Genomic DNA, 15,917 nt, shown 5'->3' with positions numbered 1-15,917 from the left:
CCCCGATACTGGTTGTATCGGGGCGACCCCGACAACGCGGCGAGCGTGCGTGCCAGGCGTCGCCGGGCAGACGGGACTTTCGAAACACGCCCTAGACCGCGCAGATCGCGCAGACCGGGCAGATCGCGCGGTTCACCGCGTCGGTCCGATGCCGCTGCCGACCCCGCCGCCCGTGTCCGCGTCGCCGACCGGGCGGATGCCCTTGGTGATGCGGTCCATGTCGGCGAGCGGCGGCCCGTCGTCGCCCGCGTCGAAGACGTACCGGACGAGGACGGGGGCCTCGGTGCCGACGGTGGACGGGAAGACCAGGGACTGGACGTAGCCGCCGGGTCCCTCGGAGGTCGTCACCCGCCGGCGGACGTAGTACCCGGCGCGGCCCGCGACCGCGACCTGCCCGGCGGCCACCGGCCGGTGGGACTCGATGCCGCCGAAGGGGCGTCGGCGTACTCGGGCAGGACCCAGCCCTCGGGCAGCGGGAGCGTGATGCCGTTCAGCTCGTCGACGACGGCGGACGGGTCGGTGGACGGGTCGGCCGAGGGTGCGGGGGTGGGGACGTCCGCCGTCGTCGCGGGCGCGGAGGGGGTGCCGGCCGGCGGGGCCGCGTCGGGTCGGGTGCCCGCGCCGTCGTTCCCGCGCAGGACGACGGCTCCGGTCACGACCGCCGCGACCAGGACGGCCGCCACGACCACCGGGGCGACCGCCCGGGACCGGCCGCCGGGCGGCGGACCGCCGGGACCGGCCGGCGCCGCGGGACGGTCGGGGACCGGACCCGTCGGCGGTCCGAAACTCCCGCCGACCGGACCCGCAGGTGGTCCGAGACCCCCGCCGACCGGTGCCACCGGCGGTCCGAAACCCTCCGGGACCGGTGCGCCCGGTGCGCCCGGCGGGGCCGACGGTCCGGAGCCCGCCGCCGGTGCGGCGGGAGGCTCCGGGGTGCGCCGGTGGCCGGTCCAGGCGGTGCCGTCCCACCAGCGTTCCCGGTGAGGAGCCGTCGGGTCGCCGTACCAGCCGGGCGGGGGCGTCATGCTCATCCCGGCACTGTAGGGCGCGGCCTACAGCGGGGTGACGTACGCCCCGGAGATGCCGCCGTCGACCAGGAAGTCGGCGGCGTTGACGAAGGAGGAGTCGTCGCTGGCCAGGAAGGCGACGGCGGCGGCGATCTCGTCGGCCTCGGCGAACCGCCCGGCCGGGATGTGGACGAGACGGCGGGCCGCCCGCTCGGGGTCCTTGGCGAACAGTTCCTGGAGCAGCGGGGTGTTGACCGGTCCGGGGCAGAGGGCGTTCACGCGGATGCCCTCCCGCGCGAACTGCACGCCCAGTTCGCGGGACATGGCGAGGACGCCGCCCTTGGAGGCCGTGTACGAGATCTGGGAGGTGGCGGCGCCCATCCTCGCCACGAAGGACGCCGTGTTGATGATGGAGCCCTTGCCCTGGCGCCGCATGTAGGGGATGGCGGCCTTGCAGCACAGGTAGACGGAGGTGAGGTTGACCTCCTGGACGCGTTTCCAGGCCTCCAGCCCGGTGTCGAGGATGGAGTCGTCGTCGGGGGGTGAGATGCCGGCGTTGTTGAAGGCGACGTCGACGCTGCCGTAGGTGTCGTACGCCGCCTTGAACAGCGCCTCCACCTGGTCGGGGTCGGTGACGTCGACCTTGACGAACAGGCCGCCGACCTCTTCGGCGGCCGCTTCGCCGCGGGGCTCGTCGATGTCGCCGCAGACGACGTGGGCCCCCTCGGAGGCGAGGCGGCGCGCGGTGGCGAGGCCGATCCCGCTGCCGGCCCCGGTGATGACGGCGGTGCGGCCGACGAGCCGGCGGCAGATGATCTCTTTGGTCACTGTGCGGGGCCCTCCGTGCTGATGAAGACGTTCTTGGTCTCGGTGAAGGCGGTCAGGGCGTCCGGGCCGAGTTCGCGGCCGATGCCGGACTGCTTGAAGCCGCCGAACGGGGTCCAGTAGCGCACGCTGGAATGGGAGTTGACCGACAGGTTCCCGGCGCGCACGGCCCGCGAGACGCGCAGGGCGCGGCCGACGTCGCGGGTCCAGACGGAGCCGGAGAGGCCGTAGTCGGTGGCGTTGGCGAGTTCGACCGCCTCCGCCTCGTCCTCGAAGGGCAGGACGACGGCGACCGGGCCGAAGACCTCCTCGACGGCGACGCGCGCGCGGGGGTCGAGGCCGGTCAGGACGGTGGGCGGGAACCAGAACCCGGGGCCGTCGGGGGCCTTGCCGCGGATGCCGGCCAGGTCGTCCGGCACGTACGAACGGACGCGGTTCAGCTGGGTGCCGGAGATCAGCGGGCCCATGTCCGTGGTCTCGTCGGCCGGGTCGCCGACCACGACCGACTCGATCGCGGGGGCGAGCAGATCCAGGAAGCGGTCGTGGACGGAGCGCTGGACGAGGATGCGGGTGCGGGCGCAGCAGTCCTGTCCGGCGTTGTCGAGGAAGGCCATGGGAGCCGCCGCGGCGGCGGCCTCGACGTCGGCGTCGGCGAAGACGATGTTGGGGCTCTTGCCACCGAGTTCCAGGGTGACGCGCTTGAGCAGGTCGGCACCCTTCGCCCACACCCGTTTGCCCACGGCCGTCGACCCGGTGAAGACGATCTTCGCCACGCCCGGATGCTCGACCAGGGCGTTGCCCGCGACGGGGCCGCGGCCGGGCAGCACCTGGAAGAGGTCCTCCGGCAGGCCCGCCTCCAGGGCGAGTTCGGCCAGCCGCAGGGCGGTCAGCGGGGTCGTCTCGGCGGGTTTGAGGATCACCGCGTTGCCCGCGGCGAGCGCCGGGGCGGTGCCCCAGGCCGCGATCGGCATCGGGAAGTTCCACGGCGCGATGACGCCGACGACGCCCAGCGGTTCGAGGATCGTGACGTCGAGGCCGCCCGCGACCGGGATCTGTCGTCCCGTGAGCCGCTCCACTCCGCCGGCCGCGTAGTCGAGCAGATCGCGGACGTTGCCCGCCTCCCAGCGGGCGTTGCCGATGGTGTGTCCGGCCTCGCGGACCTCCGACTGCGCGAGTTCCTCGAGGTGTTCGTCGACCCTCGCGGCGAACCGGCGCAGCAGGCGGGCGCGGTCGCCGGGCGCGAGGGCGGCCCAGCGGGACTGGGCCCGGGTGCCGCGCACGACGGCCGCGTGGACGTCGGCCTCGGTGGCGGCGGGGACGGTGGCGACGACCTCCTCGGTGGCCGGGTCGATCACCCGGAGCCGGTCCGCGGAGAGGTCGCCGGACGAGAGCCGGTCGGACGCGGACCGGTCGGAGGTGGGCTGGTCCGACGCGGAACGGTCGAAGGTGGGTTGGTCGGGCAAGAAGGGCCTCACATGCGTTCGAAGGAGCGGCGCAGCTCCCAGTCGGTGACCGCCGCGTCGAAGGCCTCCACCTCGACGCGGGCCATGTTGCGGTAGTGCGCGACGACCTCGTCGCCGAAGGCGGCCCGGGCGATGGCGCTGTTCTCCCAGAGGTCGGCGGCCTCGCGCAGGGTGGTGGGGACGTGCGCGTAGTCGGCGGTGTAGGCGTTGCCCGCGCAGGGCTCGGGCAGTTCCAGCTTCCGCTCGATGCCGTGCAGGCCGGCGGCCACCAGTCCGGCGACCGCGAGGTGCGGGTTGACGTCGCCGCCGGGCAGCCTGTTCTCGAAGCGGAGGGAGCGGCCGTGGCCGACGACGCGCAGGGCGCAGGTGCGGTTGTCGCGTCCCCAGGCGACGGCGGTCGGGGCGAAGGAGCCCGGCTGGAACCGCTTGTAGGAGTTGATGTGCGGGGCGTAGAGGAGGGAGAAGTCGCGCAGTGCGGCGAGCTGTCCGGCGAGGAAGTACCGCATGGTCTCGGACATCCCCTCCGGCCCGGCCATCGCGTTGGTGCCGTCGGCGTCCGCGAGGGAGAGGTGGATGTGGCAGGAGTTGCCCTCGCGCTCGTCGTACTTGGCCATGAAGGTGAGGGAGACGCCCTCCTGGGAGGCGATCTCCTTGGCGCCGGTCTTGTAGACGGCGTGCTGGTCGCAGGTGACCAGGGCCTCGTCGTAGCGGAAGGCGATCTCGTGCTGGCCGGGGTTGCACTCGCCCTTGGCGGACTCGACGGTGAGACCGGCGCCGGCCATGTCGTTGCGCAGGCGGCGCAGCAGGGGCTCGACGCGGCCGGTGCCGAGGATCGAGTAGTCGACGTTGTACTGGTTGGCCGGGGTGAGTCCCCGGTAACGGGCGTCCCAGGCCTGCTCGTAGGTGTCCTTGAAGACGATGAACTCCAGCTCGGTGCCGACCTGGGCGGTGTAGCCCAGGTCGGCGAGGCGTTGCAGCTGGCTGCGCAGGATCTGCCGGGGGGCGGCGACCACGGGTGAGCCGTCCTCCCAGGCGAGGTCGGCGAGGAGCATCGCCGTACCGGGGTGCCAGGGCAGGCGGCGCAGGGTGCTCGGGTCGGGGCGCATGGCGAAGTCGCCGTAGCCCCGCTCCCAGGAGGACATCTCGTAACCGCCGACCGTGTTCATCTCGGTGTCGACGGCGAGGAGGTAGTTGCAGCCCTCGGTGCCGTGTTCGAGGACCTCGTCGAGGAAGAAGCGGGCGGCGAAACGCTTGCCCTGGAGGCGACCCTGCATGTCGGGGAAGGCGAGGACGACGGTGTCGATCTCACCGCCGGCGACGAGGGCGTGCAGTTCCTCGACGCCGAGCGGGGGTGTGCGGTCTGCCACGGGAGGGCCTCCTCAGGCTTCCTCGGCTGCTACGACTGCTGCTGGGGCTACGGCTGCGGGGCGCTGCTACGGCTGCTGGGGCTGTGTCGGACGACCGGGAGCCATAAGGTATTGCGGGGAACCTTTGCTTGGGAAGGGGGCGCGACCGGATGCCGGTGGACGGCGAGGAAGGACCGGCGGACCGGCTGACGCCGGTGCTCCGGCCGGTGCGGGCCGGGAACGGTTTCGAGGAGGCCCTGCAGCAGATCCTCCAGGTGGTACGACTGGGCCTGGTGCCCGGCGGGGAACGGCTCCCGGCCGAACGGGACCTGGCGGAACGGCTCGGGATCAGCCGGGTGACGCTGCGCGAGGTGCTGAGGGTGCTCCAGGACCAGGGGCTCGTGGAGTCCCGCCGGGGCAGGTACGGCGGGACGTTCGTGCTGCCGCGTACGGACGCGATCGGCGAGGACGAGCTGCGGCGGCGGACCACCGCGGCCGACATGGAGGACGTGCTCCGGTTCCGGGAGGTGCTGGAGGTCGGCGCGGCGGGCCTGTGCGCGGCGCACGGTCTGACGGCGGAGCGGGCCGGCCGGTTGCGGGCGGCGCTGGCAGGCACCGAGGACGCCCCTCTCGTCGACTACCGCCGCCGCGACACGATGCTGCACCTCACCCTCGCCGAGCTGTGCGGCTCTCCGTCGCTGGCGGCGCAGTACGCGGCGGTCCGGGCGACGGTCAACGACCTGCTGGACTGCATCCCGCTGCTGGTGCGCAACCTGGAGCATTCGCAGCGTCAGCACACGGCGCTGGTGGGGGCGGTGCTGGACGGCGACGCGGACGGGGCGCGGGAGATCATGCGCGAGCACTGCGCCGGGACGGCCGCGCTGCTGCGGGGCTTCCTCGCCTGACCCGCGGGCGTGTTCAATGGTTCGCCTCTGATCCATTCGGTCCATGCGGAGGCAGTGGCCGGTGGTCGGCGGCGGGACGGAGGGCGGGGCGTGGCGAACGGGACGGGCAGGCCGCTGATCGGCGTCAGCACCTATCTGGAGGCCGGTACGCGGTGGGGGGTGTGGGAGCTGGAGGCGGTGCTGCTGCCGGCCGGGTATCCGCGGCTCGTGCAGCGGGCGGGCGCGCTGGCGGTGATGCTGCCGCCGGACGCGCCCGGGCACGCGGCGTCCGCCGTGGCCCGGCTGGACGGGCTGGTGATCGCGGGTGGGCCCGATGTCGAGCCCGCGCGCTACGGCGCCGAGCGCGATCCCCGGACGGGGCCGCCGGCGCGGGAGCGGGACGCCTGGGAGCTGGCGTTGATCGAGGCGGCGCTGGGGGCGGGGGTGCCGCTGCTGGGGGTCTGCCGGGGGATGCAGTTGCTGAACGTGGCGCTCGGGGGGTCGCTCGTGCAGCACCTGCCCGGGCACGCGGAGGCGCCCGGTGTGTTCGGGCGGCATGCGGTGAAGCCCGTGCCGGGCACCCGGTACGCCGCTCTGGTGCCCGAGGAGACGTCGGTGCCCACGTTCCACCACCAGGCGGTGGAGCGGCTGGGGGCGGGACTGGTGGCGTCCGCGTACGCGGAGGACGGGACGGTGGAAGCCGTCGAGCTTCCCTCCGCGGGCGGGCGGTGGGCGCTGGGGGTGCAGTGGCATCCGGAGATGGGGCGGGACCTGCGGGTGATGCGGGGGCTGGTGACGGCGGCGGGGTGAGGCGGCGCGGCAGCCGGGGGAGCCGCGGGTCGGCCCGGAGCCCCGCCCGCCGCCTACTTCCGCGTCAGCGACAGCAGGTCTCGGGCCGGGCCCGTGGGGCGGTGTCCCGTGGGCCAGACCGCCCGGAGGTCCCGGGCCAGGCGGACGCCGTCCACCGGGACGGACACCAGGCGCCGCAGGCCCAGCTCCTCCCCCACCGCCAGCTCGCTCAGGACCGCCGGCCCCGCGCCGCTGACCGCGGCCGCCTTCACCGCCGTCGTCGAGGACAGCTCGATCAGGGGGCGGGCCAGCCCGCCGAGGGCCGCGTCGAGGACCTGCCGCGTCCCGGAACCCTCCTCCCGCAGGATCAGCGGCGTCGAGGCCAGTTCCGGCGCGGACACCGCCCGTCGTCGCCGCGCCCACGGATGCGCCGGCGCGGCGACGACGATCAGCCGGTCGTGGGCGATGACCGTCGAGTCCAGGCCCGCCGGCACGCTGAGCCCCTCGACGAAACCGAGGTCGGCGTCGCCGGACAGCAGTCGTTCCGCCACCGCCGTCGAGTTGCCCGCGAGCAGCGACACCGCCGTGTCCGGCCGCTGCGCGCGCAGCGCGAGGAGCCAGCCGGGCAGCAGGTACTCGGCGATGGTCATGCTCGCCGCGACCCGCAGCCGCGAATCGCGCCGGTCGCGCAGCGCCTGCGCACCCGCGTCGAAGGCCGCCGCCGCCTCGACGATCCGCCGCGCCCAGTCGGTGACCAGCGCCCCCGCGTCGGTGAGCCGGGAACCGCGCGGCGAACGGTCCACCAGGGCCACCCCGAGCTGGCGTTCCATCGTGCGGATGCGGCTGCTCGCGGCCGGCTGGGTGATGCCCAGCTCGCGGGCGGCAGCCCCGAGACTGCCGAGCCGGGCCACGGCCAGCAGCAGCTCCAGGGCGCCGAGGTCGGGGACCCGGTGCGCGATCGAGCCGCCGGGCCGCTCCCCCGGGGGTTCGTGGGTCGTCTCGTCGCCGCTCATAAGGTCAGCTTATGCCCCCATAGAGCCATCGTCCCTGGTCGCGGGGGCGTCGGAACGGGACGGTGAGGTCATGGTCACCGCAGTCCCGCCCGTCCCCGTCGCGAGCCCGCGGCCGCGCCCGCGTGCCGCCGCCGTCCGTCACCTCGGCCCCAACTGGTACGCCACCGTCATGGGCACCGCGGTGGTGGCGACGGCGGGCGCCGCGCTGCCCGCCCGCCCTCCGGGACTGCGCCCCGCCTGCGCGGCCGTGTGGGCGCTCTCCCTGGTCCTGCTGCTGACCCTGCTCACCGCCCGGGTCCTGCACTGGCGTCACCACCGCGACCAGGCGCGCGCCCACGTCCTGGACCCGGCGACGGTCCCGTTCTACGGCTGCCTGGCGATGGCGCTGGTCGCGGTCGGCGGCGGGGCGCTCTCCGTCGGCCGGGACTGGATCGGCACCGGCGCGGCCGTGGCCCTCGACGCCGTGCTGTTCGGCGCCGGTACGGCGGTGGGGCTCGCGGCGGCCGTCGCCGTGCCGTACCTGATGGCCGTACGCCATCGGGTCGAGCCGGGGCAGGCCACGCCGGTGTGGCTGCTGCCGCTCGTCGCGCCGATGGTGCCGGCCGCGGCGGGGCCGCGGCTGGTGCCGTACCTGCCGGCCGGGCAGGCCCGCGAGACGCTGCTGTTCGCGTGCTTCGCGCTGTTCGGGCTGAGCCTGCTCGCCACGCTGGTGATGCTGCCGCTGGTCTTCGCCCGGCTGGTCACGCGCGGACCGCTGCCCCTCGCCCTCACGCCGACCCTGTTCCTGGTCCTGGGGCCGCTCGGGCAGTCGACGACGGCCGTCGGGGCGTTCGCGGAGGTCGCGCCCGCGGTGCTCCCGGCCGCGGACGGCCGGGGTCTCGCGGTCCTCGCCGTCCTGTACGGGGTGCCCGTCATGGGGTTCGCGCTGCTGTGGCTGTGCCTGGCCGGCGCCCATGTGGTGCGGGCCCGCAGGCACGGAATGCGCTTCGCGATGACGTGGTGGGCGTTCACCTTCCCGGTCGGCACCTGCGTGACCGGCGCCGAGGCGCTGGCCCGGCACACCGGGCTCGTCGCGTACGGGGCGCTGGCCACCGGGCTGTACGTCGTGCTCGTGACCGCCTGGGTCGTCGTCACCGCGCACACCGTGCGGGGGCTGGTCAGCGGCGGGCTGCTCGCAGCGCCCCGCTCAGCACGCGGGGGGCCTCGGCGAGCGACGGGCCGTACCACGTCAGGTGGCGTCCGCTGACGAGGGCGCACGGCAGGCCGGGGAACGCCTCCGGGCCGTCGCCGGCGGTGAAGCGGTAGGGCTCGTCGGGGAGGACGACCAGGTCCGGGGCGGCCGCCCGCAGCTCCTGCGCCGTGACCTTCGGGTAGCGGTCCCGGTGGGCCGTGTACAGGTGGTCCACCCCGAGGCGGGCGAGGACGTCCCCGGCGAAGGTGTCGCGGCCCAGGACCATCCACGGCCGCCGCCAGACCGGTACGACGGCCGTGCGGCGCCGGTCGGGCGGTCGCGGGGCGCTCCAGGCCTCCTCGGCCTCGTCCAGCCAGCGGGGGCGTGTGCGGGCCCCGCAGGCCGACAGCACGCGGGCCAGCTCCCGGAGGGCCTGCGGCACGTCCCGGACCTCGGTGACCAGGACCTCGATCCCGGCGTCCCGGAGGGCGGCGAGGTCCGGCTCCCGGTTCTCCTCCTCGTTGGCGATCACGAGATCGGGCGCGAGCGCGGCGATCCGGTCGGTCGCGGGGTTCTTGGTGCCGCCCACCCGGACGACGTCGAGACCCGCCGGGTGGGTGCACCAGTCGGTGGCGCCGACCAGGACGCCGGGCAGGGTCACGGCCACCGCCTCCGTGAGCGAGGGCACCAGGGAGACGGCCCTCACTACCGCTTGCGGTCCCGGACCGCCTCGATGTGCTCCGCCACGGCGACGACCACGACCCGGGTGTCCGGCACGGTCGCGCGCCAGCGGTGCCGGACCCCGCCGGTGAGGTACAGGGTGTCGCCGCGGCCGAGACGGTAGGCCCGACCCTCGGCCTCGATCTCCACCGCGCCGTCGGCGACGTACATCAGCTGGTCGTTGCGGTACTGGAACTCGCGGCCGGCCTCGTGGTCACCGGTGAACTCCGAGGCGTGCATCTGGTGGTGGCCGCGGACCAGCGAGCGGGAGCGCGGACCGGGTCCGGGCTCGGTGGTCTCGGCGCGCACGACGTCGACGCTGCACGCCGGGTCGGCGGCGGCGAGGAGTTCCACGGCCGTGGTGCGCAGGGCGTCGGCGACCTTCTCCAGGGAGCCGGTGCTGGGCCGCGCCCGGTCGTTCTCGATCTGGCTCAGGAACGGGACCGACAGCCCGCTGCGCTCGGCCACGACGGCGAGCGTGAGGTCCAGGGACCGGCGCCGCCGCCGGACGGCCGCGCCCACCCGCAGGGGCTGTTCTTTGTGGTCGCCCATCGCTCCGGCTCCCTCCTACGCTCGTCGGTCCGACTGCCGAGTGCCCCGTCGCGGGCGCACGTCGTCTGATGAGTTCTCCTGCACCCTACGCATGTTCGGCAAACCGTTTCACGAGCCCGTCACATCGAGGACATCCGGTGTCACACCGGAACTCACAGTTCGCGCCAGTCGATCATCCGCGGGCAGGGTCGCTTCCTCGTGTCCTTCGGTTCAATGCCCGGCGGCCTCCTGGTGTTCCCGTGCCGTTCGCACGGCGTGATCCGGCTGGTCGAGCGGCCGGCGCCGACGGACGGCCGACCGCCGGGCCGGGCCCGGACGTGGCGCTGCGTGGTTGGCCGGATCCGTGCCGTGCGAACGGCGACGCGGGGCGGGCCCCGGCGTACGTCCCGTGGAGGTACGCCGGTGCCCGCCCCGCGCGGGACGGCACGGATGCTGTCAGGTCACCCCGCCGCCCCGCTCTTCTCCCCCGCGCCGTCGACCGGTACCCACCGGTCGAGCAGGCCGGGGTTGTCCTTCAGCCACGCGCGGACGGCGTCCTGCTCCTTGCCCTTGCCGGACTTCTGGATGCGCGCCTCCAGACCGGTGAGCTGCGCCTCGGTCATGGAGAAGTCCTTCAGCCAGGCGCCGACCTCGGGGTGGTCGGCGGCGAAGCCCTTGCGGGACAGGGTGTGCACGCCGTCGCCCTCGCCCCAGGCGCCCCGGGGGTCCTTCAGCTTCTTCAGGTCGTACTCGCTGTAGGCCCAGTGCGGCGACCAGAGCGTGACGACGATCGGGTCCTTCCTGGCGTACGCCCGCTTCAGTTCGGCGAGCATGGCCGGGGTCGAACCGTCGACGACCCGGTAGCCGTCGAGGCCGTACTCCTCGACGACCTTGTCCTTGAGCAGGCCCATCATTCCGGCGCTGGGCTCGATGCCGGTGATCCTGCCGCCGAACTCGGCCGACCTGGCCTTGAGGTCGGCGAGGGTGTTCACGTCCTTCATGTACGCCGGGACGCTCAGCTCCAGGGACGTGGGGCCGTACCACTTGCCGAGGTCGTCGAGCCGCTCGCCGTACTTCTTCCAGTACTCGGCGTGCGTGGTGGGCAGCCAGGAGTCGGTCTGGAAGTCGATCCGGCCGGTGGCGAGGCCGGTGTAGAGCGGGGCGGCGGCGTACTGGGTGGTCTTCACCTCGAAGCCGCGCTCCTCCAGCAGTTCCTTCCACAGGTAGGTGGAGGCGATGCCCTCGTCCCAGGGGATGTAGCCGATGGTGATCTCCTTGCCCTTGCCGACGTCCGTGGCGGAGGCCTCGGCGGTGCCGGAGTTCGAGCCGAAGACGCCCATGCCGCCGGCGACGAGCGCGAGGACGACCACGCCGACCACGGCCACGGCCGGGCGGGGGCGGTGGCTCCACACGGTGGGGCGGGCCTTGGCGGCGGCACGGCGGCCGAGGGGGGAGATGCGGGTGCCGAGGGCGCCGGTCATGCGGTCCAGGTAGATGGCGAGCACGACGATGCCGAGGCCGGCCTCGAAGCCGAGCCCGATGTCGAGCCGGCCGATGGCCTCGTTGACGGAGCCGCCGAGGCCGCCGGTGCCGACCATGCCGGCGATGACGACCATCGACAGGCCGAGCATGATGACCTGGTTGACGCCCGCCATGATCGTCGGCAGGGCGAGCGGCAGCTGGACCCGCAGGAGGATGTCGCGGGGCGTCGTGCCGAAGGCCTCCGCGGCCTCGACGAGTTCGGCGTCGACCTGCCGTATGCCGAGTTCGGTCATGCGCACGCCGGGGGCGAGCGCGAAGATCAGGGTGGCGACCACACCGGCGGGCACGCCCATGCCGAAGAAGAGGATCGCGGGGATCAGCAGGACCATCGACGGCATGGTCTGCAGCAGGTCCAGGACCGGCCGCAGGGCGGCGCTCACGGCCTTGGAGCGGGCCGCCCAGATGCCCAGCGGGACCGAGACCACCAGGGCGATCAGCGTGGCGACGAGCACCAGCGACAGCGTGGACATCGCCTCCCCCCACAGGTCGAGGGAGTCGATGAGCGCGAACCCGGCGAAGCCGAGGACGCCCGCGACCAGGCCGCGCAGCCACCAGGCGAGGAGGGCGAGGACGCCTGCGAGCAGCAGGGGCTCGGGGGCGGTGAGGACGGCGTCGATGCCGTCGTACATGCCTTCGACGACCGCCTTGACGGCGTCGAACAGCCAGGACATGTGGGTGACGAGCCAGTCGACGCCGGAGTCGACCCAGTCACCGAGGTGCAGCCTGGGCACGGGCGGTCACCTTCCCCTCGTCGCGCGGGTCGGCGCAGGCGGCGGGCTCCCCGTGTTCGTCACCGAGGAAGCCGACGAGGCGCCGGCGCGGGACCACTCCGACGAGTTCGCGTCGCGCGTCCAGGACGGCGACCGGGTGCGTCACGCGGGCGCTGAGCGCGCACAGCTCGGTGAAGGGGGTGTCGGGGTTCGCGGTGGCGCAGCCGCAGTCGGCCTCGTCGCCGCGGACGTCGGTGTCCATGACGGCGGACGCGGTCAGCACGCGGGAGCGGTCGACGTCCTTGATGAAGGAGGCGACGTAGTCGTCGGCCGGGCGGACGAGGATGTCCTCGGCGGTGCCGTTCTGCACGATGCGGCCGTCGCGCATGACGGCGATGCGGTCGCCCAGGCGCATGGCCTCGTTGAGGTCGTGGGTGATGAAGACGATCGTCTTCTTCAGGGTCTGCTGGAGCGTGAGCAGCTGGTCCTGCATGTCGCGGCGGATCAGCGGGTCCAGCGCGCTGAAGGACTCGTCCATCAGGAGCAGGTCGGCGTCGGTGGCGAGGGCGCGGGCGAGGCCCACCCGCTGCTGCATGCCGCCGGACAGCTCGTCGGGCCAGGACTTCTCCCAGCCGGCCAGGCCGCACAGCCGCAGCGCCTCGCCGGCGCGCTCCTCGCGTTCGGCGCGCGGGACGCCCTGCACGGCGAGGCCGTAGCCGGCGTTGTCGAGGACGCTGCGGTGCGGGAAGAGCGCGAAGTGCTGGAAGACCATGCTGATCTTCCGGGCGCGGACCTCGCGCAGTTCGCGGTCGCCGAGCGCGGTCAGGTCCTCGCCGTCGAAGAGGACGCGTCCCGCGGTGGGCTCCAGCAGTCCGTTGAGCATGCGCAGCAGGGTGGACTTCCCGGAGCCGGACAGGCCCATGACGACGAAGATCTGACCGGGGTCCACGGTGAAGGAGGCGTCGATCACGGCGGCGGTGGTGCCGTCGGCCCGCAGCTCGTCCCGGTCGGCGCCGCGGCGCAGCCGCTCGACCGCCTCGTCCTGTCGTCTGCCGAACACCTTGTACAGATGATCGGCTTCCAGCCTGGAGGACACACGTACCTTCTCGGATCGGGGGCAAGGACGGGAGCGGTGGCGGGGCCGGGGTGCGGCCCGCCGGACGTCCATAACAGTTGAAAGTGCAACCGGCACCGCTCCGACGCGGCACCTGCCCCGGTCCGGCATGGGCAAACACGCCAGTGGGCCGGTTCACAGACCCTTCACACCTGCCACGGGAGTGAATTCCGGCGGCTGCCCGCCGGGCCGGTGCGGCATGATGCGTGGCGTGACCGGACGACTGATGCTCCTCGACACCGCCTCGCTGTACTTCCGCGCCCACTTCGGCGTCCCGGACTCCGTGAGGGCCCCGGACGGCACGCCGGTGAACGCCGTGCGCGGACTGCTGGACTTCATCGACCGCCTGGTCAAGGACCACCGGCCCGACGAACTGGTCGCCTGCATGGACGCCGACTGGCGGCCGCGGTGGCGGGTCGACCTCATCCCCTCCTACAAGGCGCACCGGGTCGCCGAGGAACACGAGGCGGGCCCGGACGAGGAGGAGGTGCCGGACACGCTCTCAGCGCAGGTGCCGGTGATCGAGGCGGTCCTGGACGCGCTGGGCATCGCCCGCGTCGGCGTCGCCGGCTACGAGGCGGACGACGTGATCGGCACCTTCACCGCACGCGCGAAGGGCCCGGTCGACATCGTCACCGGCGACCGCGACCTGTACCAGCTGGTGGACGACGCGCGCGGGGTGCGGGTGCTGTATCCGCTGAAGGGCGTCGGCACGCTGCAGACCACGGACGAGGCGTGGCTGCGCGAGAAGTATGGCGTCGACGGGCGCGGGTACGCGGATCTGGCGCTGCTGCGCGGCGACCCGAGCGACGGTCTGCCCGGCGTTCCGGGCATCGGTGAGAAGACGGCGGCCAAGCTGCTGGCCGAGTTCGGCGACCTGGCCGGGATCCTGGCGGCCGTCGACGACCCGGAGGCCAGGCTCACTCCCGCTCAGCGCAAGCGGCTCGACGAGGCCGGGCCCTACCTCGCCGTCGCACCGAAGGTGGTCAGGGTCGCCGACGACGTGCCGCTGCCGGCGGTGTCGACGGAGCTCCCGCGCGCCCCGCGGGAACCGGCGGTGCTGGAGGGGCTGGCGGAGCGCTGGGGGCTCGGCGGGTCGCTGCAGCGGCTGCTGACCACCCTCGGCGCGTAGGCGTCGACCCCGCGAGCGGCGGCCGGCGCCCGGGCACCACGGCGGCGCGAGATGCTAACTTAGGCAAACCTAACCAATAAAGGCTTGGGAGGCCGTCATGGCAGAACGTCCGGCACGGAAACCGCGGAAGCCCCGTTCCGCGCAGGTCGTCCGCACCGAACGGCTCACCCCCCACATGCAGCGCGTCGTCCTCGGCGGGGAGGGGCTGGCCGGGTTCACCGCCGACACCTGCACCGACCACTACGTGAAGCTGCTGTTCGGGCCCGAGGGCGTGACCTACCCGGAGCCCTTCGACCTGGAGCGCATCCGCGCGGAGTTCCCCCGCGAGCAGTGGCCCGTGACGCGGACGTACACCGTGCGCCACTGGGACACCGAGCACCGCGAGCTGACCCTGGACTTCGTCCTGCACGGCGACGAGGGCCTCGCCGGGCCGTGGGCGGCCCGCGTCCGGCCGGGCGAGACCGTCCGCTTCATGGGCCCCGGTGGCGCCTACGCCCCCGACCCGGCCGCCGACTGGCATCTGCTGGCCGGTGACGAGAGCGCGCTGCCCGCCATCGCGGCGGCACTGGAGTCGCTGCCCGCCGGTACCGTGGCGCACGCCTTCATCGAGGTCTCCGGGCCCGAGGAGGAGCAGAAGATCGACTCCGATGTGGAGGTCGTCTGGCTGCACCGCGGCGATCGTCCGGTCGGCGAGCGGCTCGTGGAGGCCGTCCGCGCGCTGGAGTTCCCCGAGGGCCGGCTGCACGCCTTCGTGCACGGCGAGGCCACCTTCGTGAAGGAGCTGCGCAAGCTGCTGCGGGTCGAGCTGCAGGTCCCCCGCGAGGACCTGTCGGTGTCCGGGTACTGGCGGCTCGGCCAGGACGAGGACGGCTGGCAGGCCGGCAAGCGGGAGTGGAACGCGCGCGTGGAGGCCGAGCAGGAGAACGCCACGCCGGCCGCCTGACACCGCGGCAGGCGGCCCGCACCGGAGCGGGCCGCTCCCCCTGACGCCGCAGCACCGCATCCGAGGCGGGCTTCATGGGCGTGCCCGGCCCGGTCAGTCGCCCCGCACCCGGGCGTGCAGGTGCATGTCGTGCCAGCCGTCCTGGTGGAGGGCCGCGCTGCGCTTGGTGCCCTCCAGGAGGAAGCCGGACCTGGCGGCCACCCGGCAGGACGCCTCGTTGGACGTGGCGTGCAGCAGTTCGAGGCGGTGGAAGCCGATCTCGTCGAGGGCCCAGCGGGACAGGGCGGTCGTGGCACGTACGGCGACACGCCGGCCTCGGGCGGCCGCCGTGGTCCAGTAGGCCACCTCGGCCGTGCCGTCGCCCAGTTCGATGCCGCGCAGCGCCACGCGTCCGCGCAGCGCGCCGGTGTCCGCGTCGACGACGGCCCACTGGGCGGTCCTCTCCTCGGCCCAATCGGCCGGCCACTCCTCGATCCAGCCGGTGACCTCGGCGACGGAGTCGGCGGCCCGGACGTGCCACCGGTGCAGCAGCGGGTCCTGGAAGGCGGCGTGGACGGCGGGCGCGTCCGTCGCCCGCCAGGGCCGCAGGAGGAGACCGTCGCCGGTGGGGACGACCGGTTGGGGGGACGTGGCGAGGGTGCCGGCGGGGAGGACGGGATCGGTCAGGAAGGGCATGCCGGGAAGCCTGGCCACCGGGCGGGAACATGCCAGCAGGTTTTCGCGGCGG

At 73.9% G+C, this 15,917-nt stretch carries 14 protein-coding genes and 1 pseudogene; 5 read left to right on the top strand and 10 right to left on the bottom strand.

Annotated features, from left to right (window positions below; genetic code table 11):
- Positions 1–132 precede the first annotated feature (132 nt).
- The 4 genes and pseudogenes from AB0N31_RS29020 to AB0N31_RS29005 form a co-directional block, all read right to left on the bottom strand.
- Positions 133–1,025 (bottom strand): annotated as a pseudogene (locus AB0N31_RS29020) (DUF2510 domain-containing protein).
- Between the two features lie 27 nt (positions 1,026–1,052).
- Positions 1,053–1,835 carry a 3-oxoacyl-ACP reductase gene (locus tag AB0N31_RS29015; RefSeq protein ID WP_366061399.1) on the bottom strand — a complete coding sequence of 261 codons (783 nt, stop codon included), beginning with the start codon at positions 1,833–1,835 and terminating at the stop codon, positions 1,053–1,055.
- The gene (locus AB0N31_RS29010) at positions 1,832–3,187 is read right to left on the bottom strand and encodes an aldehyde dehydrogenase family protein (RefSeq protein ID WP_366061403.1); all 1,356 of its coding nucleotides are present in this window, start codon (positions 3,185–3,187) and stop codon (positions 1,832–1,834) included. Before AB0N31_RS29010 ends, AB0N31_RS29015 begins: the two co-directional genes overlap by 4 nt.
- A gap of 116 nt (positions 3,188–3,303) precedes the next feature.
- Positions 3,304–4,662, bottom strand: coding sequence for a glutamine synthetase family protein (locus tag AB0N31_RS29005; protein WP_366061398.1), 1,359 nt, complete (start codon positions 4,660–4,662; stop codon positions 3,304–3,306).
- Positions 4,663–4,811: 149 nt separating this feature from the next.
- On the opposite strand from AB0N31_RS29005, the gene AB0N31_RS29000 reads away from it, so the two are divergent.
- Positions 4,812–5,546: an FCD domain-containing protein gene (locus AB0N31_RS29000; RefSeq protein WP_366061402.1), complete on the top strand. Its 735-nt coding sequence runs from the start codon at positions 4,812–4,814 to the stop codon at positions 5,544–5,546.
- A 90-nt stretch (positions 5,547–5,636) separates the two neighbouring features.
- On the top strand, positions 5,637–6,335 hold the full coding sequence (locus AB0N31_RS28995) for a gamma-glutamyl-gamma-aminobutyrate hydrolase family protein (protein WP_366061397.1): 699 nt from the start codon (positions 5,637–5,639) through the stop codon (positions 6,333–6,335).
- Positions 6,336–6,388: 53 nt separating this feature from the next.
- Here the strand turns inward: AB0N31_RS28995 and AB0N31_RS28990 are convergent, their stop codons facing one another.
- A complete protein-coding gene (locus AB0N31_RS28990) occupies positions 6,389–7,327 on the bottom strand; it encodes a LysR family transcriptional regulator (protein WP_366061396.1) in 939 nt (312 codons plus the stop codon).
- A 70-nt stretch (positions 7,328–7,397) separates the two neighbouring features.
- On the opposite strand from AB0N31_RS28990, the gene AB0N31_RS28985 reads away from it, so the two are divergent.
- Complete coding sequence (locus tag AB0N31_RS28985) at positions 7,398–8,573, top strand: TDT family transporter (RefSeq protein WP_366061395.1); 1,176 nt, start codon at positions 7,398–7,400, stop codon at positions 8,571–8,573.
- Here the strand turns inward: AB0N31_RS28985 and AB0N31_RS28980 are convergent.
- The 4 genes from AB0N31_RS28980 to AB0N31_RS28965 all read right to left on the bottom strand — a co-directional run bounded on the left by AB0N31_RS28980 (position 8,485) and on the right by AB0N31_RS28965 (position 13,097).
- Positions 8,485–9,204, bottom strand: coding sequence for a helical backbone metal receptor (locus tag AB0N31_RS28980; protein ID WP_366061394.1), 720 nt, complete (start codon positions 9,202–9,204; stop codon positions 8,485–8,487). The two genes, AB0N31_RS28985 and AB0N31_RS28980, sit on opposite strands and share 89 nt — an antisense overlap.
- On the bottom strand, positions 9,204–9,770 hold the full coding sequence (locus AB0N31_RS28975; protein ID WP_366061393.1) for an XRE family transcriptional regulator: 567 nt from the start codon (positions 9,768–9,770) through the stop codon (positions 9,204–9,206). The genes AB0N31_RS28980 and AB0N31_RS28975 overlap by 1 nt, the downstream gene beginning before the upstream one ends.
- Before the next feature lie 440 nt (positions 9,771–10,210).
- Positions 10,211–12,022 carry an ABC transporter permease/substrate binding protein gene (locus AB0N31_RS28970; protein WP_366061392.1) on the bottom strand — a complete coding sequence of 604 codons (1,812 nt, stop codon included), beginning with the start codon at positions 12,020–12,022 and terminating at the stop codon, positions 10,211–10,213.
- Entirely contained in the window at positions 12,000–13,097 is a 1,098-nt protein-coding gene (locus AB0N31_RS28965) for a glycine betaine/L-proline ABC transporter ATP-binding protein (RefSeq protein ID WP_366061391.1), read from the bottom strand. Before AB0N31_RS28965 ends, AB0N31_RS28970 begins: the two co-directional genes overlap by 23 nt.
- A gap of 220 nt (positions 13,098–13,317) precedes the next feature.
- Between AB0N31_RS28965 and AB0N31_RS28960 the strand changes: the two genes are divergently transcribed.
- Both AB0N31_RS28960 and AB0N31_RS28955 read left to right on the top strand, forming a co-directional pair.
- Positions 13,318–14,247 carry a 5'-3' exonuclease gene (locus AB0N31_RS28960; RefSeq protein ID WP_366061401.1) on the top strand — a complete coding sequence of 310 codons (930 nt, stop codon included), beginning with the start codon at positions 13,318–13,320 and terminating at the stop codon, positions 14,245–14,247.
- Positions 14,248–14,344: 97 nt separating this feature from the next.
- A complete protein-coding gene (locus tag AB0N31_RS28955) occupies positions 14,345–15,190 on the top strand; it encodes a siderophore-interacting protein (protein WP_366061390.1) in 846 nt (281 codons plus the stop codon).
- A gap of 93 nt (positions 15,191–15,283) precedes the next feature.
- On the opposite strand, the gene AB0N31_RS28950 is transcribed toward AB0N31_RS28955, so the two are convergent.
- Entirely contained in the window at positions 15,284–15,865 is a 582-nt protein-coding gene (locus AB0N31_RS28950; RefSeq protein WP_366061389.1) for a GNAT family N-acetyltransferase, read from the bottom strand.
- Between the last annotated feature and the right edge of the window lie 52 nt (positions 15,866–15,917).

The sequence above is a fragment of the Streptomyces sp. NPDC051051 genome, assembly GCF_040682975.1.
Classification (GTDB): domain Bacteria; phylum Actinomycetota; class Actinomycetes; order Streptomycetales; family Streptomycetaceae; genus Streptomyces.
Note: the sequence above shows the minus strand (reverse complement) of the source record. Positions and strands in the feature narration are given on the sequence as shown.

Excerpts from the sequence above, each read along its gene's own strand:
- AB0N31_RS28950 (WP_366061389.1), bottom strand. The coding sequence starts at position 15,865 with ATGCCCTTCCTGACCGATCCCGTCCTCCCCGCCGGCACCCTCGCCACG.
- AB0N31_RS29000 (WP_366061402.1), top strand. The coding sequence starts at position 4,812 with ATGCCGGTGGACGGCGAGGAAGGACCGGCGGACCGGCTGACGCCGGTG.
- AB0N31_RS28990 (WP_366061396.1), bottom strand. The coding sequence starts at position 7,327 with ATGAGCGGCGACGAGACGACCCACGAACCCCCGGGGGAGCGGCCCGGC.
- AB0N31_RS28960 (WP_366061401.1), top strand. The coding sequence starts at position 13,318 with ATGCGTGGCGTGACCGGACGACTGATGCTCCTCGACACCGCCTCGCTG.
- AB0N31_RS28955 (WP_366061390.1), top strand. The coding sequence starts at position 14,345 with ATGGCAGAACGTCCGGCACGGAAACCGCGGAAGCCCCGTTCCGCGCAG.
- AB0N31_RS28985 (WP_366061395.1), top strand. The coding sequence starts at position 7,398 with ATGGTCACCGCAGTCCCGCCCGTCCCCGTCGCGAGCCCGCGGCCGCGC.
- AB0N31_RS28975 (WP_366061393.1), bottom strand. The coding sequence starts at position 9,770 with ATGGGCGACCACAAAGAACAGCCCCTGCGGGTGGGCGCGGCCGTCCGG.